This is a genomic window from Microbacterium deminutum, from assembly GCF_039530205.1.
Taxonomy (GTDB): Bacteria; Actinomycetota; Actinomycetes; order Actinomycetales; family Microbacteriaceae; genus Microbacterium; species Microbacterium deminutum.
The window spans coordinates 804,650-824,674 of sequence record NZ_BAAAOG010000001.1 but is presented as its reverse complement, the minus strand read 5'-3'; the positions used below and the strand labels follow the sequence as shown (position 1 = coordinate 824,674).

The 20,025-nt window shown below is 70.0% G+C and carries 20 protein-coding genes; 9 read left to right on the top strand and 11 right to left on the bottom strand.

Annotated elements, in window-relative coordinates; translation table 11 throughout:
* Nucleotides 1-364: 364 nt before the first annotated feature.
* On the top strand, nucleotides 365-550 hold the full coding sequence (locus ABD212_RS03595) for a DUF5302 domain-containing protein (RefSeq protein ID WP_344091264.1): 186 nt from the start codon (nucleotides 365-367) through the stop codon (nucleotides 548-550).
* A 19-nt stretch (nucleotides 551-569) separates the two neighbouring features.
* Nucleotides 570-749, top strand: coding sequence for a hypothetical protein (locus ABD212_RS03590; protein ID WP_344091262.1), 180 nt, complete (start codon nucleotides 570-572; stop codon nucleotides 747-749).
* A gap of 18 nt (nucleotides 750-767) precedes the next feature.
* Here the strand turns inward: ABD212_RS03590 and ABD212_RS03585 are convergent, their stop codons facing one another.
* A complete protein-coding gene (locus ABD212_RS03585; RefSeq protein WP_344091260.1) occupies nucleotides 768-2,765 on the bottom strand; it encodes a GDSL-type esterase/lipase family protein in 1,998 nt (665 codons plus the stop codon).
* Nucleotides 2,766-2,913: 148 nt separating this feature from the next.
* Here ABD212_RS03585 and ABD212_RS03580 point away from each other — a divergent pair, with 148 nt between their 5' ends.
* From ABD212_RS03580 to ABD212_RS03570, 3 genes are read left to right on the top strand one after another with little or no spacing between them, the layout of a single operon-like run.
* On the top strand, nucleotides 2,914-3,519 hold the full coding sequence (locus tag ABD212_RS03580; RefSeq protein WP_344092415.1) for a DedA family protein: 606 nt from the start codon (nucleotides 2,914-2,916) through the stop codon (nucleotides 3,517-3,519).
* Between the two features lie 4 nt (nucleotides 3,520-3,523).
* Complete coding sequence (locus tag ABD212_RS03575; protein ID WP_344091258.1) at nucleotides 3,524-3,646, top strand: hypothetical protein; 123 nt, start codon at nucleotides 3,524-3,526, stop codon at nucleotides 3,644-3,646.
* Nucleotides 3,647-3,661: 15 nt separating this feature from the next.
* On the top strand, nucleotides 3,662-4,387 hold the full coding sequence (locus ABD212_RS03570) for a dienelactone hydrolase family protein (RefSeq protein ID WP_344091256.1): 726 nt from the start codon (nucleotides 3,662-3,664) through the stop codon (nucleotides 4,385-4,387).
* Between the two features lie 9 nt (nucleotides 4,388-4,396).
* Here the strand turns inward: ABD212_RS03570 and ABD212_RS03565 are convergent, their stop codons facing one another.
* The 5 genes from ABD212_RS03565 to ABD212_RS03545 form a co-directional block, all read right to left on the bottom strand.
* Entirely contained in the window at nucleotides 4,397-5,056 is a 660-nt protein-coding gene (locus ABD212_RS03565) for an FMN reductase (RefSeq protein ID WP_344091253.1), read from the bottom strand.
* Between the two features lies 1 nt (nucleotide 5,057).
* Nucleotides 5,058-6,281 (bottom strand): LLM class flavin-dependent oxidoreductase, encoded by a 1,224-nt coding sequence (locus tag ABD212_RS03560; RefSeq protein ID WP_344092413.1) that lies wholly within the window; start codon nucleotides 6,279-6,281, stop codon nucleotides 5,058-5,060.
* Nucleotides 6,282-6,426: 145 nt separating this feature from the next.
* Nucleotides 6,427-7,041 carry a hypothetical protein gene (locus ABD212_RS03555; protein WP_344091251.1) on the bottom strand — a complete coding sequence of 205 codons (615 nt, stop codon included), beginning with the start codon at nucleotides 7,039-7,041 and terminating at the stop codon, nucleotides 6,427-6,429.
* Nucleotides 7,042-7,154: 113 nt separating this feature from the next.
* Nucleotides 7,155-8,039: an alpha/beta fold hydrolase gene (locus ABD212_RS03550; RefSeq protein ID WP_344091249.1), complete on the bottom strand. Its 885-nt coding sequence runs from the start codon at nucleotides 8,037-8,039 to the stop codon at nucleotides 7,155-7,157.
* Nucleotides 8,040-8,052: 13 nt separating this feature from the next.
* Nucleotides 8,053-9,387 carry a carboxylesterase/lipase family protein gene (locus ABD212_RS03545; protein WP_344091248.1) on the bottom strand — a complete coding sequence of 445 codons (1,335 nt, stop codon included), beginning with the start codon at nucleotides 9,385-9,387 and terminating at the stop codon, nucleotides 8,053-8,055.
* 232 nt (nucleotides 9,388-9,619) lie between these two features.
* Between ABD212_RS03545 and ABD212_RS03540 the strand changes: the two genes are divergently transcribed.
* On the top strand, nucleotides 9,620-10,828 hold the full coding sequence (locus ABD212_RS03540) for an acyltransferase family protein (RefSeq protein WP_425561227.1): 1,209 nt from the start codon (nucleotides 9,620-9,622) through the stop codon (nucleotides 10,826-10,828).
* A 15-nt stretch (nucleotides 10,829-10,843) separates the two neighbouring features.
* On the opposite strand, the gene ABD212_RS03535 is transcribed toward ABD212_RS03540, so the two are convergent.
* Nucleotides 10,844-11,809 (bottom strand): helix-turn-helix transcriptional regulator, encoded by a 966-nt coding sequence (locus ABD212_RS03535; RefSeq protein ID WP_344091246.1) that lies wholly within the window; start codon nucleotides 11,807-11,809, stop codon nucleotides 10,844-10,846.
* A 65-nt stretch (nucleotides 11,810-11,874) separates the two neighbouring features.
* On the opposite strand from ABD212_RS03535, the gene ABD212_RS03530 reads away from it, so the two are divergent.
* Nucleotides 11,875-13,026: an epoxide hydrolase family protein gene (locus ABD212_RS03530; protein WP_344091244.1), complete on the top strand. Its 1,152-nt coding sequence runs from the start codon at nucleotides 11,875-11,877 to the stop codon at nucleotides 13,024-13,026.
* Here the strand turns inward: ABD212_RS03530 and efeB are convergent.
* From efeB to efeU, 3 genes are read right to left on the bottom strand one after another with little or no spacing between them, the layout of a single operon-like run.
* Nucleotides 13,023-14,312, bottom strand: coding sequence for an iron uptake transporter deferrochelatase/peroxidase subunit (gene efeB, locus ABD212_RS03525; RefSeq protein WP_344091242.1), 1,290 nt, complete (start codon nucleotides 14,310-14,312; stop codon nucleotides 13,023-13,025). The two genes, ABD212_RS03530 and efeB, sit on opposite strands and share 4 nt — an antisense overlap.
* 1 nt (nucleotide 14,313) lies before the next feature.
* Nucleotides 14,314-15,540 (bottom strand): iron uptake system protein EfeO, encoded by a 1,227-nt coding sequence (gene efeO, locus ABD212_RS03520; RefSeq protein ID WP_344091239.1) that lies wholly within the window; start codon nucleotides 15,538-15,540, stop codon nucleotides 14,314-14,316.
* Nucleotides 15,537-16,559: an iron uptake transporter permease EfeU gene (gene efeU, locus ABD212_RS03515; RefSeq protein ID WP_344091236.1), complete on the bottom strand. Its 1,023-nt coding sequence runs from the start codon at nucleotides 16,557-16,559 to the stop codon at nucleotides 15,537-15,539. The genes efeO and efeU overlap by 4 nt, the downstream gene beginning before the upstream one ends.
* A 171-nt stretch (nucleotides 16,560-16,730) precedes the next feature.
* Between efeU and ABD212_RS03510 the strand changes: the two genes are divergently transcribed.
* A complete protein-coding gene (locus tag ABD212_RS03510; protein ID WP_344091234.1) occupies nucleotides 16,731-17,753 on the top strand; it encodes an isopenicillin N synthase family dioxygenase in 1,023 nt (340 codons plus the stop codon).
* Between the two features lie 254 nt (nucleotides 17,754-18,007).
* On the opposite strand, the gene rpsO is transcribed toward ABD212_RS03510, so the two are convergent.
* A complete protein-coding gene (rpsO, locus tag ABD212_RS03505; RefSeq protein WP_017830938.1) occupies nucleotides 18,008-18,277 on the bottom strand; it encodes a 30S ribosomal protein S15 in 270 nt (89 codons plus the stop codon).
* A 182-nt stretch (nucleotides 18,278-18,459) separates the two neighbouring features.
* Here rpsO and ABD212_RS03500 point away from each other — a divergent pair, with 182 nt between their 5' ends.
* Nucleotides 18,460-19,767: an MFS transporter gene (locus tag ABD212_RS03500; RefSeq protein ID WP_344091232.1), complete on the top strand. Its 1,308-nt coding sequence runs from the start codon at nucleotides 18,460-18,462 to the stop codon at nucleotides 19,765-19,767.
* Nucleotides 19,768-20,025: the final 258 nt, after the last annotated feature.

The following is a 20,025-nucleotide window of genomic DNA, read 5'->3' as shown; positions in this document are numbered from 1 at the left end:
TTCAAGGGAGCGCGTCGCCGGCCCCGTGTGGGCAGCGGGCGCTGTGCCCTTGCTTCGACCCGCGCACCCGTGTGGCGCGCGAGCATTTCGCGAAAGGAGCAGGAACAGGCAGTTATTGGCGCGCGGGAATGACTCCGTGAGTACCGCCGACGCTGGCCACCAGTAGAAGACCACCCTCCCGACACGGGGAGAGGAACCCACCACAGGGGACCAGCTTCCTGCCGGCCTGCTCCATGAGCTCGTATTGAATTGAGCGGATGCCGCAAGGCAACCCGATCCAGCCTACCAGTGAGGCGGTGACGAACGGACTGCACGGCATCCGTCCCGCGATGACAGCCGAGCGCGTCGTGCGTAGGGTGGATCCATGAGCACCGATGAGAAGCCGACCGGCGCCGCTTCAGACGACATGAAGCGCAAGTTCAAGGAGGCGCTCGACAAGAAGAACGCGCAGCACCGTGAAGGCGAGGCGCACCTGGACGGCGATTCCGTCGTGCACGGATCCCACGGCCCGGCCTCGCTGAAGCGCGAGTTCCGTCGCAAGAGCGGCTGACACGGTTCGGAGGACTGCGGTGAGCGACTTCCGGGAACGGATCCCCGACGACGATCGGGATGCCTCGGTGGATGACGAGGACGAACTCGAGCTTCCTCCGGCGACGCTCGATCCGATGGAGTCGATCGAGGACGACGTCGACGAACTCGCCCTCGAGGAGCGTGAGTCGGCGATCGAAGCGGGAGAGATCGAGCCCTGACGCCCGAGCGGTGACCGCTCATGCGGACGACGACCGGCGTGCGCTGCGCTTGGGGCGGAGTTCCACGTAACCCTCGTGCTTGGCCGCGAGTCCGTCGCCGGCCGCTCGACCGGCAAGCCGGCGCCGCAGCCACGGCAGACCGTGCGACCGCGCCCACCCGAGGCGGCCCAGGTGGGAAGGCGGGTCTTCCTCGTCGGCGTGGAGCACGGCATCCAGCCCGCCCAGCGCTTCGGCATCGGGAACGCCGAGCACTTCAGCGGCCCGATAGGCCAGCAGCCGATGGCCCTGGGTGCGCAGGTGCACGGCATCGTCGGCCCACAGCTCCGGCTCTCCGATCGCCGGGTGCGCCTCGAGGTCGAGGAGCATCGCTCCCGTCTCGGCCGCGATGGCCCGCAGGTGCGCGGAGTACGCCGCGAATCGCCGAGCCAGCAGTCGCGCGATCCTGCGACGCGGCAGGAACGGGGTCACCAGCAGCACGTCGCAGCCGGCGGCACGCAGCGTCCGGATGCCGTCCGCCAGCGAATCGGCGAGGCGCCGGGGATCGGCATTCCACTTCACGAGGTCGTTCGCGCCGATGAGCACCGACACGAGGTCGGGCCGCAGCTCGATCGCCTTCGGGATCTGCTCCTCGAGCACGTGCCGCACCCGGCGGCTGCGCACCGCGAGGTTGGCGTACCGGAATCGCTCGCCACCGGTTCGGGCGTATGCGAGGAGCATCGCCAGACGATCCGCCCATCCTCGGTACTCGTCGTCGGGAACCCTCGATCGGTCGCACAGACCTTCGGTGATCGAGTCGCCGAGGGCGATGTACCGCGCCCACCGCGGCTGACCGGCGCCGGCGGACGCGGTGGCGGGCAGCGCAGGCGCGGCAGGACGCGTCGCCGCACGTGCCATCAGCGCGTCGTCGATCGGCCGCAGCCTCACCGCATCCTCGTAGTGTCCGACGAGCTGGTGACCGAGAGCCTCCCAGGTGCGGGTGTGAACGGACTCCCGTGCGGCGGCGCCGAAGGCGCGGCGCTTGCCCGCGTCTCCGACCAGGTCGGCGACGCGGCTGCGCAGATCCACGAGATCTCCCGGACGGTAGAGCCACCCGTCGATGCTGCTGCGCACGAGGTCCAGCGGCCCGCCGCGGCCCGTGGCGACGACCGGAACGCCGCTCGCCAGGGCCTCCTGGACGCCTTGGCAGAACGTTTCGCTCTCGCCGGGGTGCACGAACACGTCGAGGCTCGCCACGGCCTCGGCGAGCGCGTCCCCGGCGAGGAAGCCCAGGAACGCGGCATCCGGCAGCTCCTGCTCGAGCTGTGCGCGCGACGGTCCGTCGCCGACGATCACGAGCCGGATGCCGGGAATCCCCGCGATCGCGCGAAGGTCCTCGACCTGCTTCTCGGGGGCGAGCCGCCCGACGTAGCCGACCAGGAGCCGGCCGTCGGGGGCGAGCCGCGCGCGCAGTTCGGGACTTCTGCGCTGCGGGTCGAAGCGCACCGCGTCGACGCCGCGACCCCACCGGCGGACGCGATCGACTCCGAGTGCCGCGAGCTGGAGCTCCGAGGCGGATGACGGCGCGAGGGTGAGCGTCGCCCGGCGATGCAGCCGGGCGACGTGTGCGGCGACGAGCGGCGAGGCTCCGGCGATCCGGTAGCGCTCCGCATAGGCGACCATGTCGGTCTGGTAGACCGCGACGGCCGGAACCCGCAGCGCATCGGCCGCGGCGAGCCCCTGCCAGCCCAGGATGAACGGTGACGCGAGGTGGAGGACATCCGGCCGGAACTCCCCCACGAGCCGGGTGAGGTACGCGGCGCGGGCGAAGACCACCCGCACCTCCGGATACGACGGAACGGGAACCGAGCGCAGCAGCTCCGCCCGCGTGCCGGACACGTCGGGAGCCTGTGCGGCGTGCGGTGCGATGACGAGCGTCTCGTGGCCCTCCCGCTCGAGGTGGCGCAGGACCTGCAGGACGGAGTTCGTCACCCCGTTCATGTGGGGAAGGTAGGACTCGGCGAGCAGTGCGACTCTCACATCTCCAGGGTGACGGGCGCGGCGCGGCGCGGCGCGCCCCCGAGGCGGCTGTCGCCGAGAGTTCACCGGATGCACCGCCGGGCGTCACCGGACGCTCCCCGTTTCGTGACCGTTCACCGGCGCCTGGTACCCATGCCTCGTGATCGACATGCTGCTCGCCGGATGGGCCTCGAGTCCCTGGGCACTGGCCGCGCTGTTCCTCCTCGTCGTCGGCGACGCGTTCCTGGTGGTCATCCCGGGCGAAGCGGCCGTCACGGCGTTCGCGGCGCTCGCCGTGTCGGTCGGGACTCCGCCGATCTCCGGGGTGGTCGCTGTCGCGGCGATGGCGGCGTTCGCGGGCGACGCGCTGTGCTATGTCGTCGGGCGCACCGTCGGGCTGCACCGGTGGGCATGGATGCGCGGCCGCCGCGCGCAGTCCGCGTTCGCGTGGTCGCGGGCGCGGCTCGACCGGAGTACGGCGGCGATCGTCTTCACCGCACGGTTCATCCCCTTCGCGAGGCTCGCGGTGAACCTCACCGCAGGCGCTTCGCGGGTACACGCACCGCGGTACCTCGCGATCGCGGCGGTCGCGGCAACGGGCTGGGCGGCCTACCAATCCGTCGTCGGAGTGGTCGTGGCCTGGGTGGTGCCGGGAGGCACTGCGGCGGCGATGCTGGTCTCGGTCGCCGTCGCGCTCGCGCTCGGGCTCGCACTCGACATGCTCCTCTCCCGTCGCGTGCGCAGGGGCGGGGGTCGGGATGCCGCGGCAGGATGAGACTGTGAGCACCCGGGATGCGGCATCCGACCCCACCGGCTACGACGCGGGCTTCCTCGCGGTGCCGGTCTTCGGGTGCCCCCCAGCACGACGCCGCCGCCTTGCCGCCCCCACTGCCTGCGCGTAGTGCCAGGCTGAGCGTATGAAGACGATCGACCTCGACGGACTGCCCGTCTACCGCGCCGCGCCGAAAGGGTCGCCCCGTGGCGGAATCATCCTCATCCACGAGATCTGGGGCCTCGTGGACCACATCAAAGACGTCGCGGACAGATTCGCGGCGCAGGGATACCTGGTGCTCGCCCCCGACCTCTTCAGCGGGTTCGGTCTGACGCCCCAGCTCGGCCAGGAGCTCCAGACGCTGATGTCGGACCCGGACGAGAGCCGGCGCACCGCCGCGCAGCCTCGATTCCGCGAGGCGCTCGCCCCGATCCGCGCGCCCGAGTTCGCGGAGTTCGCCATCCCGCAGCTGCGCAAAGCCGTCGACGCACTGGCCGACGAGCCGGGTGTCGACGGGCGCATCGCCGTCGTCGGGTTCTGCTTCGGCGGCTCGTACACGTTCGCGCTCGCGGCATCCGACGATCGCATCCGCGCGGCAGTGCCGTTCTATGGCACCGCGCCGGCGCCCGATCGCATGGCGACGATCGGATGCCCCGTCTTCGCCCTCTACGGAGCCCACGACCCCGCCCTGATCGATGCGCTGCCCGATGTGCGCACCGCTATGGCGGCGGCGGGAGTCGACTTCTCCGATCACGTGTACCCGGATGCCGGGCATGCGTTCTTCAACGACACGAGCACGCGATACTTCCCTGAGGAGGCCGAGGACGCGTGGGACCGCGTGCTCGCATTCCTCGACCGCGCTCTGAGCTGAGGCCCGGCGCTACTCCCCCGCGAGTCCGCCCAGCAGGTGGCCGAACGAACGACCCTCGCCGAGGTAGTTGGCGGGGTCGAACGGGTCGGTGCTCTTCGCCGGCTCACGGCGCGCGACGGCGTCGGCGAGCTCACGGGCAGCGCGGTCGATGCGCTCGCCGAGCGGCGCGACCTGGTCGGCGGAGCCTCCCCAGTCGCTCGACGCCGCGAACACGCCCGTCGGCACGGGCTCGGCGTGCAGGTAGGTGAACAGCGGCCGGATGGCGTAGTCGATCGCGAGGGAGTGCCGCGGTGTGCCCGCGTTGGCACCGATGAGGACCGGCTTGCCGGTGAGCGCATCGGGATCGAGCACGTCGATGAACGACTTGAACAGGCCTGAATAGCTCGTCGAGAAGATCGGCGTGACGGCGATCACCGCGTCGGCCGACACCACCGCGTCGATCATGGACTCGAGCGCCGGCGGCGCGAAGCCGGTCAGCAGGTGGTTGGTGATGTCATGCGCGTAGTCGCGCAGTTCGAAGACATCCACTTCGATCCGGATGCCGCGCTCGGCGAGCTGCCGGGTCACGGCGGATGCGAGGCGGTCGGCGAGCATCCGAGTCGACGACGGGTTCGAGAGCCCGGCCGAGATCACCGCGATCCGGCGTGTCTGCGAAGACTCGTCGGTCATGTCAGGCCTCCGTCCGCGTCGCGGCGGTCCCGAACGACGACCCCTGCTTCGGCGCGCTCAGCAGCCGGGAGTCGGTGTCGCGGTAGGGCGAGTCGCCGGCGAGGTTGTCTCCGCGGTTGGCGTTGGGCACCGACTGACGCGGCGCCTCGTCGCCGTAGACCGCCCTGACGCGGCCGGCGTGGGTCGGGGCATCCGGCACGTCGGCCGGCCGGCCCTCGGCGAGCTCCTTCCGGAGCACCGGCACCACCTCGCCGCCCAGGATGTCGAGCTGCTCGAGCACCGTCTTCAGCGGCAGGCCGGCGTGATCCATCAGGAACAGCTGTCGCTGATAGTCCCCGTAGTGCTCGCGCATCCCGGCGTAGCGGTCGATGACCTGCTGCGGTGACCCGACGGTCAGGGGGGTCATCTCGCTGAAGTCCTCGAGCGACGGTCCGTGGCCATAGACCGGGGCGTTGTCGAAGTAGGGCCGGAACTCGCGCACGGCGTCCTGGGAATTCGTGCGCATGAAGACCTGGCCGCCGAGTCCGACGATCGCCTGCTCGGGCGTGCCGTGACCGTAGTGGGCGAAGCGCTGGCGGTAGAGGGAGATGAGCCGCTGGTAGTGCTCCTTGGGCCAGAAGATGTTGTTCGCGAAGAATCCGTCGCCGTAGTAGGCCGCCTGCTCGGCGATCTCGGGCGTGCGGATCGAGCCGTGCCAGACGAACGGGGGAACTCCGTCGAGCGGTCGCGGCGTCGACGTGAAGCCCTGGAGGGGCGTGCGGAACTTGCCCTCCCAGTCGACGACATCCTCGCGCCACAGCCGGTGCAGCAGGTTGTAGTTCTCGATCGCGAGCGGAAGGCCCTGGCGGATGTCCTTGCCGAACCACGGATAGACCGGCCCGGTGTTGCCGCGCCCGAGCATGAGGTCGACGCGGCCGTCCGACACGTGCTGCAGCATGGCGAAGTCCTCGGCGATCTTGACCGGGTCGTTCGTCGTGATGAGGGTGGTGGCCGTCGACAGGATGAGCCGCTCGGTCTGCGCCGCGATGTACGCGAGCGTCGTGGTGGGCGACGACGACCAGAACGGCGGGTTGTGGTGCTCGCCCAGTGCGAACACGTCGAGACCGACCTCTTCGGCGTGCTTCGCCATCGTGATCGTGTTCCGGATCCGCTCCCCCTCGCTCGGGGTGACGCCCGTCGTCGGGTCCTCGGTGATGTCGCTCACCGTGAAGATGCCGAACTGCATCTGAGGTGTGATGTCGTTCACGATCGCTCCTCGCGTTTTCTATGCATGTGAATGTATCTCATGCAACGCGGCTTGCGTCAGGATATTCCGAGCAGACGGGGAATGCCGCACGCCCGCCCTCGATCCCGTTCATGGCGAGGGAGGGTCAGTGCCCGGACATGCCGTTGATCGCGTTGATCATGCCCATCGTGTCGACCATCATGCGGTAGGAGCCCGCCTCCATGAGGCGTGATGCCGCGACGTGGTCCTGCGCCGCCTGGACGGGATCGACCGCGGCAGCGGGCTCCGAGGGCGCGACCGGCAGCGGCGTGCCGCGCAGATCCTCCTGCCTGCGCTCCTCGTCGAGCTCTGCAAGGGTCTGTCGGGTGAGCTCGTCGGCCGCCGCGGCGTCGCTTGACACCGCGGGCGCGAGACTGCCACCGCCCGCCTGAAGCGCGGGTGCGATCAGCTGCAGCATCCACGGCAGGTCGGGCGTCCAGCTGGCGCCGAGCGCAGCCCGGTCCGGCGGCGAGAGCTGCGAAAGCTGCCACGTCACGGTGCGGAGCGTCTCTGGAGCGCTGGCCATCCACACCCGGACCGGCGGTGCGAGGTATGGGTAGGCGAAGGTCACCTGCTGCAGCCAGATCGCGCGCACTGGGTCGGTGATGTCGATGGTGTCGACTCCGCGCGCGGTGGCGGCGGTGAGGTCGACGAGGTCGAGCACGGCCTGCGCCGCGTCATCGGTGAGCGGCGGTGGGCCCGGGGACAGCAGTACGGTCACGGGTGCCTCGGCGGGGTAGGGGGCGGATGGGCCGCTTCGAGCGTCACAGTACACCCGCCGGCGGCGGCCGACATCCGTCCCACGAAAGTCAGCGACCTGACGACTGGTGACCCTTACGCGGCGCGGCCGAACATTGCGAGCATGTCGCGCACCAGCTGATGGGGAGCCGTCTCGCACGGCGCGTGGCCGGTGGGATACACGGCGACGCGAGCGCCGATGCGCTGGGCGTACTCCCGGTGCTGTGCCTCGGGCCAGAGGTCCGCCTCGCCGACGGCGATGAGCTTCGGGATGTCGCTCGCGGCGACCTCCCCGGCGATGTCGGGCATCGTCATCATGAGTCGGACGACATCGTCGATCACGGCGCGACCGGTCACCCCCATGCGCTCGCGGACGAACGCGATCCGCAGCGGTGGGGTGCGGTTGAGGTTGTATCGGATCCCCCACAGGATGAGACCCGCGGCGCGGTGCGGTGGCATGTCCGAGATCGGTCCGATGTGCTTGACGCCCCGGAACACCTGGCCCGTCGCCGGGGGCGCCGCCATCAGCGTCAGGCTCGCGAAGAGCTCCGGACGCTGCACCAGGGCGAGTTCGGCGACGAGACCCGCGAAGCTGTACCCGAGCACGTGCGCGGGCGTGCGTCCGTCCTCGAGGATCGCGATCAGGTCGTCGACGAACAGGCGATGGTCGTAACGCTCGCGGGGCGGATCGAGGTTCTGCGGTCCGGCGTCGACTGATCCGTAGTGGCCCGCGATGTCGAAGGACTCCACGCGGTAGCCCGCCGCCGCGAAGAGCGGAAACAGCAGGATGAAGTCCTCTTTCGAGCCCGCGACCCCCGAGACGAGGACCACCCGTGGTGCGTCGGGGTCGCCGAGCCTCGCACGGGCGAGCCCACCGCTCGGCGCGTCGAACACGTCGTGCTCGGTGCCGGGCGGAAAGACGTGCCAATCCACATCGGGAATCGCGCGATCCAGTTCCAGGGCGTCGTCGATCGAAGTCATAGCGCGGACGAGACTACCGTGTGGGCAGGCCGGCGAGCTCATCGGGCCGGGGTGCGAAGTGGATGTGACCGCCGTCCGCGTCGAACGCCTGAACGGGACGGCGAGCCGACCATCTGTCCCACCCGGGATCGCCGTCGACGACGAACGACACCCAGGCGCGGTGCATCGCCTCGGCGAGGGCGACCGGAGCCTGCGTGCCGCCGGGGGCGACGGCATCGGGGGTCTCGAGTCTGTCGAAGACGAAACCGAGTTCCATCGCGTGAGCAGCTCCGAGTCGATCGACGGGACTGCGCCAGCGGAACTCGTACACGAAGGTCGGCGCGGGCGCGTCGATGCGGCTGTCGGCGAACCGCGTGATCGGACCGCGCAGCAGCATGTCGCCGATGATCTCGCCCAGCACCTCGCCCGCCGTCGCCTCGGGGCGGCGGGTGCGGTGAGCGCGCACGATGCGCTGCGGGACACGGGACGTCATCCGGGCGAGCGTCACGGTCGACCAGCGGATGCGGTCGACGGCGCCCGTGGGGGCCAGCCATAGCCGGTACTCCTCGCTCGTGGAGCCGATGAGGACCGGGATGCCGCGTCCCGCGCCCGCCAGGAGCATGGTGAGCGGATCCTCGGGCACCGCCTCGCCGCCGATCGCCAGCGCGACCGCCGGACCCCTGCCCAGTGGCGATCCGCCTGCGCCGACCGCTGTCTGCTCGGCTGCGAGCCTGGCCGGCTCGATCCCGCCGAAGCCGGCGCGGGTCGGGGCGACGCCGAGACGTTTCGCGATCTCGCGCGTCATGCGGCCGGCCCGCTTCGCCGGCTGCGCCTGCAACGGCCCGCTCTGCAGGATCGCCTGGTCGAACAGCTCCGCTGCGTGCGGCAGGGCGAGCAGCGCTGTCAGGGTGTTGGCGCCTGCCGACTGTCCCATCACCGTCACGCGGCCCGCATCGCCGCCGAACGCGCCGATCTCGCGCCGCACCCATCGAAGGGCGGCCTGCTGGTCGAGCACGCCGAGGTTCTGCGGCGCGTCATCCAGCACCGCGAATCCCTCCTGCCCGACGCGGTACTGCAGCGTGACGAAGACGATGCCGTGCCGCGCGAACGTCGTGCCGTCGTAGATCGGAAGCGCCGCCGACCCGCGGGTGAGCCCCCCGCCGTGCACGAAGACGAGCACCGGATGGCGCTGCCCGCCCTCCCGGTCGGCGGGAGTCCAGACATTGAGTGTGAGGATGTCGTCGCCCGGCACCTCGACGGTCGCGAGCAGCCTCTCGATGCCGCCTTGATAGGGCAGCTGCGGTGCCGTCGGACCGAAAACCGTTGCGTCGCGCTCGTCCGACCATGGGACGACAGGCTGCGGAGGCACGAATCGCCGTTCGCCGAACGGGGGGCCGCATACGGGATGCCGAGAAACCGGTCGATGCCGTCCGCGGTCGTTCCCCGCAGGGCGCCGGTCGAAACGGAGAGGACGGGGGAGTCGGGCATGCGGTCTCCATCTCGGATGCGCTCCGCTGCAGTGGCGGCCGCGTCGTCGCGCGTTCTCGATGCGACGCGACGTGTCGCACCGAGACACCCAGGATAAGGTGGGCTCGCTTCCCATGACCGATCCATCGAACGCGGCGGCGGCCGCGGCATCCACCCCTCCCGGCGCTCCGGCCGCCGGACGGGCGGGCCAGCCCCGGCCACGGCGCCGCATGCCGGTCTGGGACAACACGCGTTTCGTATGCATCGTGCTCGTCGTCGTCGGACACGCCATCAACAAGCTCACGTACGACTCGGATGTCGCGCTCGTGCTGTACCTCGTCATCTACGCGTTCCACATGCCGGCGTTCGCGCTCATCTCGGGGTACTTCTCCAAGTCGAGCTCGCCCACCCGCACGCAGATGGCGCGGCTCATGACCGACATCGTCGTGCCGTACGTGATCTTCGAGGGCCTCTGGGTGCTCTTCAAGTTCCTCATCAAGGGCCGGATCGAGCCGAACATCACGACGCCGGCCTGGACGCTCTGGTTCCTGCTGGCGCTGGGCATCTTCCGGCTCGTGCTCCCGTATCTCGCGCTGCTGCGCTGGCCGTTGCTGTGGGCGTTGGTCATCTCCATCGGCGCCGGGTACCTGCCGAACCTCGGCGCGACGTTCTCGCTCGCGCGCACCCTTGGACTGCTCCCCTTCTTCACCCTCGGCTGGTGGCTGCATGAGCACGACATCGTTGAGCGGTTCGGTCTCCTGCGACGCCGACCGTGGTGGGTGCCGGCGACGGCGATCGCCCTGTTCGTCGTCGCCGCAGCGGTCGCGTGGGTGTTCGTCGGCAGCTGGCGGGAGATGCACCTGACCGAGTGGCTGCCGTACGACGAGGACTACGCCTCGATCGGCCTCAGCGCGTGGTGGGCGGGCGGCGTGCGCCTCGCGCTCATTGCAGTGGCGCTGCTGCTCAGCGCCGCGCTCTTCGCGCTCATGCCACGTAACACGAAGTGGTGGACGCACTTCGGGCAGTACACGATGTACGTCTACCTCCTGCACTCCTTCGTGCTGTACCCGTTCCGCGAGGCGGGTCTGCTGCAGGGCCTGGAGCCGACGTGGCTCTGGCTGCCGACCGTCGTCATCGCCTCGGTGCTCATCGCCTTCGGACTCGCGACGAAGCCGGTGCGCCGGCTGTTCCGACCTCTGGTCGAACCTCGACCCTCCTGGCTGTTCGCGGATGCAACGCTCGCGCGCAGAGAGGGGCACCGCAGCGACCCGACCGGCTCGCGGCGACCGCCCGACGCGCCGCACGGCCCTCGCGTCCACGCCGACCCACGTCAGAACGGCTGATCCGGGCTCGCACCGTCACCGCGCCGGAGCATGTCCGCTCGCGCGACGGTAGACTTCGGCGAGCCGCGCGAGGTGGGACCGCAGTTCGATCGGCGATTCGACGGTGAACGGCATCCGCAGCATGCCGATGTAGGCCGCGATCGTGTCGAGGCTGTCGGCGCCCGTGACGAGCACGGAGGTCGTGGAGTCGATGGATTCCACGACGCCGACCGTGGGGTTGATGCGCGCCAGCACCGCCTCGGCCGGAGCATCCACGCGGAGCCGCGCGTGCACGATCCATCCGCTCGACGCGACCGACCGCAGGACGAAGGCCGTGAAGTCTCCGCCCGGGAGAGCGACCGGCTCGAACGGCCGCCGGGTCGGCATCCGCGGCTGGACCCAGTCCATGCGGAACGTTCCCCACTCCCCCGACGCCGGATCGCGCGCGACGAGATACCATCGCCGCTGCCAGCTGAGCAGCCGGTAGGGCTCGACGAGCCGCGCGCCATCTGTGTAGTCGAAGCGCAGCCACTCCCCGTCGCGGATCGCCTGTGCCGCCGCGGCGAGCACCGCCGGATCGACCTCGGGATCGGGGGCGTCGGTGCCGATGTTCTCGGGTCCGCGGTCGACGGTGGCCGCGAGCGCATCCACCGTCGGCCGGAGGCGTGACGGAAGCACCTGCAGCAGCTTCGCCAGAGCTCGCTCGCCCGCGTCGGTGATGCCTGCCACACCGGTCGCCACGCGAAGTCCGATCGCGACCGCGACGGCTTCCTCGTCGTCGAGGAGGAGCGGCGGCAGACGCCCGCCGGCTCCGAGCCGGTAGGACCCCGCGCGACCGCGGGTGGCATCGACGGGGTATCCGAGCGTGCGCAGCCGATCGATGTCGTTCCGGATCGTGCGGGGTGAGACGCCGAGGCGCGTGGCCAGCTCGGTGCCGGTCCAGTCCGGACGGCTCTGCATCAGCGCGAGGAGCGCCAGCAGGCGCGCGGATGTCTCGAGCACGGCGATCTCGATTCCCCTGGCATATAGGAACGAAATGTTCCTATATCGATCGTAGCGTGAGAACCATGAACACCGCAGAAACCACACCCACCGGCATCCGCACCTTCCGCGTCGACGTACCACAGGCCGACGTCGACGACCTGATCGCGCGCCTCGCCCGGACGCGATTCCCCCGGCCGGCGCCCGGCGATGACTGGCAGTCGGGAACGCCCGTCTCGTACCTCCGCGACGCGGTCGCCCGCTGGCGGGCCTTCGACTGGCGCCAAGCGGAGACGCGGATGAACGCGTTCCCGCACTTCGCCACCGAGATCGACGGCCAGACGCTCCACTTCGTCCACGTGCGCTCCCCGCACGAGAACGCGACACCGCTGCTCCTCGCACACACGTATCCCGGCTCGTTCGTCGACTACCTCGACATGATCGGCCCCCTCGTCGACCCCGTCGCCCACGGCGGGCGCGGCGAAGACGCCTTCGACGTCGTCGTGCCCGACGCCCCCGGATTCGGATTCAGCCAGCCGGTGGTGGATGCGGGATGGACGACGGCCCGGGTCGCCGCCGCCTACGACACACTCATGCGCCGGCTGGGATATGACTCCTACGGCATCCACGGCAGCGACAACGGCGCCCTGATCGCGCGCGAGCTCGGCCTTCTCGAGCCCGAGGGGTTCCTCGGACTGCACGTGCTGCAGCTCTTCTCGTTCCCGACGGGCGACCCCGAGGAGTTCTCGAGGCTCGAGGCGCAGGACCACGCCGGTCTCGAGCACATGCAGTGGTTCCAGTCGGTCGGCGGCTACAACACCATGAATGCCTCGCGCCCGCAGACGGTGGCCGCCGGACTTTCGGACTCGCCCGTGGGCGTGCTCGCCTACTCGGAGCTGTTCAACTCCTTCGGCAACGGGACGAGTCTCGTGCCCCTCGACTCGATCCTCACCGAAGTCAGCGTCACGTGGTTCGCGAACGCGTCCGCGGGGATGTCGCGCGCCTATCGCGAGAATGCGCTCGCAGCGGCCGAGCCCCGGGTGAACGCCGCCCGCACCGGGGTTGCGGTGTTCGCCGACGACTTCCAGACCATCAGGGTCTTCGCGGAGCGCGATAACAGCAACGTCGTGCACTGGAGCCGGTTCGATCGCGGCGGGCACTTCGCCGCGCTGGAGGTTCCGGAACTGGTCGTCGGCGACATCCGCACGTTCTTCGGTCCGGCTCGGGCTGAGGCTTAGCCGAACAGCCGTGCGCCCACGTACGAGCCGGCGGCTGCGCCCGGCGGAATCGCCCAGAGGCCGGACTGCACATGGCGGATGTACTCGTTCATGGCGTCCTTCGACAGCCTCCGCTGGATGCGGATGAACTGCTCGGGGCTGCGCTGATACGACAGGAAGAACAGGCCCGCATCGAGTCGGCCGAGGTGGTTGTTGCCGTCGACGAAGTTGTAGCCCCGCCGCAGGATCCGAGTGCCCTGGTTGGCGTCGGCGTGGGCGAGGCGCATGTGACTGTTCACGGGGATGAGCGGCATCCCCGACGAGTCGACCTTGTGGAAGTCCGGCTCGGTGTGCTCCTGACCGCCCGACAGCGGAGCGCCCTCGCCCTTGGTCCGCCCGATGATGTCGTTCTGCTCGAGCAGCCGCACGCGGTCCCAGGTCTCGACGAGCATCGCGATCTTCCGTGCCACGAGATACGAGCCGCCGGCCATCCAGGCGGGCGAATCGGGTGCCGACACCCACACGTGCTGGTCCAGAGCCGCCGTGTCGTCGGCGAGGATATTGCGCGTCCCGTCCTTGAACCCGAAGAGGTTGCGCGGTGTCTGCTGCGCGGATGTGGTGCGCGAGGTGCGTCCGAACCCGAGCTGCGACCAGCGCAGACGCGCCCTTCCGAACGCGATGCGGCTGAGGTTGCGGATGGCGTGCACGGCCACCTGCGGATCGTCGGCGCACGCCTGGACGCACAGGTCGCCGCCCGAGGCATCCGGATCCAGATCGTCGCCGAGGAACGAGGGCAGCGGTTCCAGGACGGCAGGGCGCTGCGACGCCAGCCCGTAGCGATCGACACCGGCGAGCTCGAACAGCGTGGGCCCGAAGCCGAACGTGATGGTGAGGCCGCTCGCTCCGAGGCCCTGCGCCTCGCCGGTGTCGTCGGGTGGCGCCTCGGGCGAACCGCCCACGGCTCCGGAGGCGCTGACGTCGAGCCCCTGCGTGAGGCGCGCCGCGGCGTAGGTCCAGTCCTGGAGGAGCGAGATCAGGTCGTGGCGGTCGGTCCGCGCCATCATGTCGAACGACGCGAAGTGCAGCCGGTCCTGGACCGGCGTCGTGATGCCCGCCTGGTGCGCGCCGAAGAAGGGGTGGACGGATGCCGCGGCCTCGGCATGCGCCCGGCCGACGGCCGCGCCGGCCGCGGAGCCCGCGCCCGCGCCGATCGCGAGCCCCGCGGCGCCGGCTCCCACGGCGAGCCCGAGCAGGCCCCGGCGGCTGAAGCCGGCGGAGCCCGCAGGGGTTCGCGTGTCGTCCGCCATGTCAGCCCAGGACGGTCGCCGTCAGCTGCGAGAGCGGCTCAGCGAGTGCGTTGATCAGATCGACGAGCTCGCGCTTGTCGGCATCCGTGAGCTCGCGGTCGCCGACGAAGCCGTGGGTGAGCGACCCGTGGGTCGCCAGCGCGGCCTCGAGGTCGGCGTAGCCGGCGTCGATCCGTGCTGCCAGCGCCTTGCCCGCTGCGCCCCTCGACACCGCGAAGTCGCGGACGAGCGAGAAGGCCATCTTCGAGCCTTCGACGTTGGCGGCGAAGTCCGACAGGTCGGTGCCCGACCACCAGTCCTCCTCGCCCGTGATCTTGCCGGTCGCGACCTCGTCGAGCAGTCCGACGGCACCGTTGGAGATGCCCGCGATGCCCTGGTCTTCGAGGGTGGTCTGGAAGTCGGCGGAGTGCACGTAGTCGTAGAGCTCCTGGACGTCGGAGATGAGCTGGTCGCCGTGCGAGACGCGCTGAGCGGAGGTCGAGGGCGCCCAGTCCCGCCACGCCGGAGCGCCATCGGCGTTCAGCGCCTCCTTGGCAGGGACCCAGAGATCCTTCTCGATGCGGTGGAAGCCGGTCCAGTCCAAACCCTCCGCGACGGCGTCGACCTCGCGGTAGTCGATTCGCGGGTCGAGGTCGCTGAGCTTGTCTGCCACGGGCTCGATGCGCTCGTAGTAGGCCCGCACGGTGGGGAAGGCCGCCTTCGCGGCGGCGTCGTCACCGGCCTTGTACGAGGCGGCGAAGGTCTTCACCGCCGGAAGCAGCTGCTCGACCTGGTCTTTCACGAAGGCGGCGTACAGGTCCACCGCCTGCTTGTTCTGCGCGGCGTCGTCGCCTGTGGCCACCACGCGGTCACCCCCGACAGTGAATCCGCTCTTTCCCACGCCGTCGCCGACCATCCCCGGCTTGCAGAGCGTGAAGTACTCGCCGGGCTGAGCGACCACGGTGAGGGTGCGGGATGCCCCCGGCGCGATGTTCTCGACCTCGCCGACGATCCGCAGGCCGTCCTCGGCGAGGAGGTAGAACTCCGAGACCTGCTGACCGGCGTTGCTCACGTCGAAGGCCAGCGTTCCGCTCTTCGCCGTCGAGGCCGACACCTCGCACGTGGAGTCCGTCGAGGTGACCGCGAGCGCGTCGCCGGAAGCCACGTCGCTCTTGGCGACGCAGCCCGCCAGGACCAGGGCGGCTGCGCCGATCGCGAGGACGGCGACGAGAGGGCGGTGCGAGGTCACGCTGCTCCTCGTTGGGGAGGGGTGGACGCGGCGGCGGAGGAGTGGATGCCGGAGGCGATGACCCGCTCCGATCGGTCCTGGCCGGCCGCCGCGGACGGCAACGGCAGCGGGGCGGGCTCGGATGGCGCTTCGACCTTGGTGGCGCGGCGAGGCCCGCGAGCGCCGCGGACGAACAGGGTTCCGACGATCACGATGTAGAGCACCCACGAGATGACCTGGAGCCACGACATCCGCGGCATGAAGCCCACAGTGGACTGCAGGATCGTCGCGACCGCGCCGCCCGGGGGGACCACGGCGCTGAGGTCGAACGCCCAGCCGAGCGGGAATCCGGCGAGCCCGACGGCCACGGCGCCGGTGACCGGATCGATCGGGGCGGCCTCGGTGAACGGGCCGGGAAGGGCGCCGGCTTCCTGCAGATCGAGGATCGCGTACGCGAGCACTCCCGCCGCGACGACGACGAGGAAGGCCCCCGTCGTGGTGAAGAACACGCGCAGGTTGATGCGCAGCATCCCGCGCGCGAGAAGCCATCCGAGCGCCGCCGCCGCGACAAGCCCGAGCACGGCCCCGAGCAGCGCGGCCGGCGCGTCGCCGAACGACTGCACCATCGACCAGAGCAGAAGGGTGGTCTCGATGCCCTCGCGCGCGACCGAGATGAAGCCGATGACGACGACCGCCCACAATCCGCTCGCGGCGAGCGCGCGGTCGACGCCTGCCTCCAGCGACGACTTCATGGTGCGCGCCGTCTTCTGCATCCAGAAGATCATCCACGTGACCATCGCGACCGTGACCAGCGACAGGACACCGCCGATCAGCTCCTGCGCCTCGAACGTCAGCGTGTACGTGCCGAACGTCAGAACGGCCCCGATGCCCAGTGCCAGGGCGATCGCGAGGCCGACGCCGATCCACAGTCGCGGCAGCACGTCGCGACGGCCCATGCGCGTCACGTATGCGACGAGGATTCCGACGACGAGTGCAGCTTCGAGGCCTTCGCGCAGGCCGATCAGGAAGGTGGCGAGCACGTCGGTCCTATCGGAGAAGTCTGGGGATTGTTCGAGTAGGTGAGGTAAGCCTTACCTGAGTAACTTACCTGGGACCACGCGAACCTGTCCAATCGGATGCGTACCCCAGGCGGCCGTCACCCGGTGCAACAAATCGAGTGGATGCCGCGGCATCCGCCTATCGTCGCCTGCATGGCCGATCTCAACCTGCCGATCCTCGACCTCTCGCAGCTCGACGCCGGGGCCGACGCCGCCGCCCGTTTCCGAAGCGAGCTGCGAGACGCCACACACCGCGTCGGGTTCTTCTATCTGACCGGCACCGGAGTGCCCGCTGAGCTCGAGACGCAGCTCCACCGAGCGGCGAGGGACTTCTTCCTGCTGCCCGATGCGGACAAGCTCGCGATCGAGAACATCAAGAGCCCGCACTTCCGCGGCTACACCCGCATCGGCGGCGAGCGCACCCAGGGAAGGGTGGACTGGCGCGAACAGATCGACATCGGCCCCGAGCGGGCCGCGATCACGGCAACCGGCGCACCCGACTACGCCCGGCTCGTCGGTCCCAACCTCTGGCCCGAGGCTCAGCCCGAGCTGCGCGAGATCGTGGCCGAGTGGCACGACCATCTCGCCGGGATCGCGCGCAGGCTGCTGCGGGCCTGGGCGCTGGCACTCGGCGCACCTGAGACGTACTTCGACGAGCACTTCGGCGAACCATCGACGCTCATCAAGATCGTCCGGTACCCGGGCAAGGACGACCCGTCGCCGCAGCAGGGCGTGGGCGCGCACAAGGATTCCGGTGTGGTCACTCTGCTGTGGGTGGAACCGGGCAAGGGTGGCCTGCAGGTCCAGCGTGACGGCGAGTGGATCGACGCTCCGCCTGTCCCTGGCGCGTTCGTCGTCAACATCGGCGAGATGCTCGAGTACGCCACCCAGGGGTATCTCAAGGCGACGAACCATCGCGTCGTCTCGCCGCGGTATCCCGACGACCGGATCTCCATCCCGTTCTTCTTCAATCCCGCCCTGGACTCGAAGCTGCCGCTCATCGAGCTGCCCGCAGACCTCGCGGCCGAAGCCCGCGGGGTGACGCAGGATCCCGCGAACCCGATCCACGCCCTGTACGGCGAGAACGCGTTGAAGTCGCGCCTGCGCGCGCATCCCGACGTCGCGGAGATCTGGCACGCGGACCTGCTCGCCGCGCGGGCGGCGGCATCCGGCTGACCTCACCGCGTTTCGTCTCCCTTCGCTCGCTCAACGACCCGAGTGCAGGGCGACGTTTCGTCTCACTTCGCTCGCTCAACGACCCGAGTGCAGGGCGACGTTTCGTCTCGCTTTGCTCGCTCAACGACCGGAGCCGCGGTCGTCGAGCGAGCAGGGAAGCGACCAGACGACAAGCCCGCACGCAACGACGAAGGCCGCCCCACACCTGGGACGGCCTTCGGAAGAAGTTTTGCGCGATTGAACGCTGGCTGCGATTAGCGGCGGAGTCCGAGACGCTCGATCAGCGAGCGGTAGCGCGCGATGTCGATGTCCTGGAGGTAGCCGAGCAGACGACGGCGCTGACCGACGAGCAGGAACAGCCCACGACGCGAGTGGTGGTCGTGCTTGTGCTCCTTGAGGTGCTCGGTGAGGTCCTTGATGCGCTGCGTCAGCATCGCGACCTGCACCTCGGGGGATCCGGTGTCACCGGGGTGCGTCGCGTACTCTTCGATGATCGCCTTCTTGACGTCTGCTTCCAGTGCCATAGGTGATCCCCTCTCTGCTTGTTGCGCGGCGCCCGACGCCTGATGCGTGGGCTCTCTTTATCCGCGGCCGATCGAACGGCAACCTGGAGAGTCTACCAGCCGGTTCCCACCCCGCCGAATCGACCAGACGCGCGCGACGGCTAGGCTCGAAGGATGCCTCGACACCGCCGGATCACCCGCTGATGGCGCGGCTGCGGCGCGACCACTTCATCGACCTTCGCCCCCTGACCACCAGCCCTGCATTCGCGCGCCTCTGGATCGGCTCGACCCTCTCGGGCCTCGGCGGTCAGCTCACCGTTGTCGCCGTGATGCTCCACGTCTACGCGCTCACCCAGGACACGTTCGCGGTCGCGATGATCGCGGTCGCGGGCCTGCTGCCGATGATCGTCGCCGGCCTGTACGGGGGGATGCTCGCGGATGCCTTCGACCGTCGGATCGTGGCGCTCATCGCCGCGAGCATCACGTTCGCCGCGACGACGACGCTCGCGCTGCTCGCGTGGGCGGAGCTCGAGTCGGTGTGGTGGCTGTACGTGCTCAGTGTCATCATCTCGGCGGCGAATTCGATCGTGATGGCCACGAAGTCGGCGATCACCCCGCGCCTGCTCCCCCGCGAGCTTCTTCCCGCCGCCGCGGCGCTGCAGGGCATCACGGTCGGAGTCATGGTCATGGCGGGACCCGCTCTGGCGGGAGTGCTCGTCGCACTGACGGGCTACGCGTGGACCTACACGATCGACGTCGTGCTGATGCTGTCGCTGTTCCTCGGACTCTGGACGCTTCCCAGCATCCGCCCCGAGGGCCAACTGGTGCGACCAGGGCTGGAGTCGCTGCGCGACGGCTGGCAGTTCCTGCGCCGCGCTCCGAACATCCGCCTGCAGTACATCCTCGACATCATCGCCATGACCTTCGGCCAGCCCCTCGCCCTGTTCCCGGCGATCGGCGCTGTGCTGCTCGGCGGAGGACCGATCACGACGGGCGTGCTCACGGCATCCTTCGCCGTCGGCGCGTTCCTCTCGAGTCTGTTCTCGGGTCCGATCGGACGTGTCCGCCACCACGGGCTCGGGATCGAACGCGCCATCCTCGTCTACGGCGCATCCATCGGCGCGTTCGGCGTCGTGCTGCTGGCGGCCGCGCTCGGAGTCGGTGCGCCTCCCACCGTGGACGCGACCAGCGCCAACCTCACGCTCATCATCGTTGCGGGCCTCTTCCTCGTCGTGGCGGGCGGGGCCGACAATGTCAGCGCGATCTACCGGTCGACCATGATGCAGGCCGCCGTGCCCGATTCGATCCGTGGCCGGCTGCAGGGGATCTTCATCGTCGTGGTCACGGGCGGCCCGCGCGTCGGCGCCCTCTACGCCGGCGCCCTTGCGACCCTGACCACGCTGTGGCTCCCGCCGCTCCTCGGTGGGTTCGTCGTCATCGCCCTGGTCGCCCTGCTCGTCCGTCGCAGCCCCCGCTTCCGCGCCTACGACGCCGAGCACCCGGTGCCGTAGCCCGGCGACGCCCATCACCCTTCAGCCCGGCGGTGCCCGAACTGGCGGCATCCCAGCCCCGCAGCCCCACCGTTTGCGGCAACTGACGGGAGAACCGGCGCGAGCGGGATGAATAGGCCAGAGGGCTGAGCGGCGCGCCCCGGCCGGGCCTGAGCGTGATCGACACGCCGGGTGCCCGAGCCGGCGGCATCCCGGTCCGCCGATACCGCCGACACCGCCTTTCGGGGACACTCGCCGTGATCGACCCGCCAGTTGCCC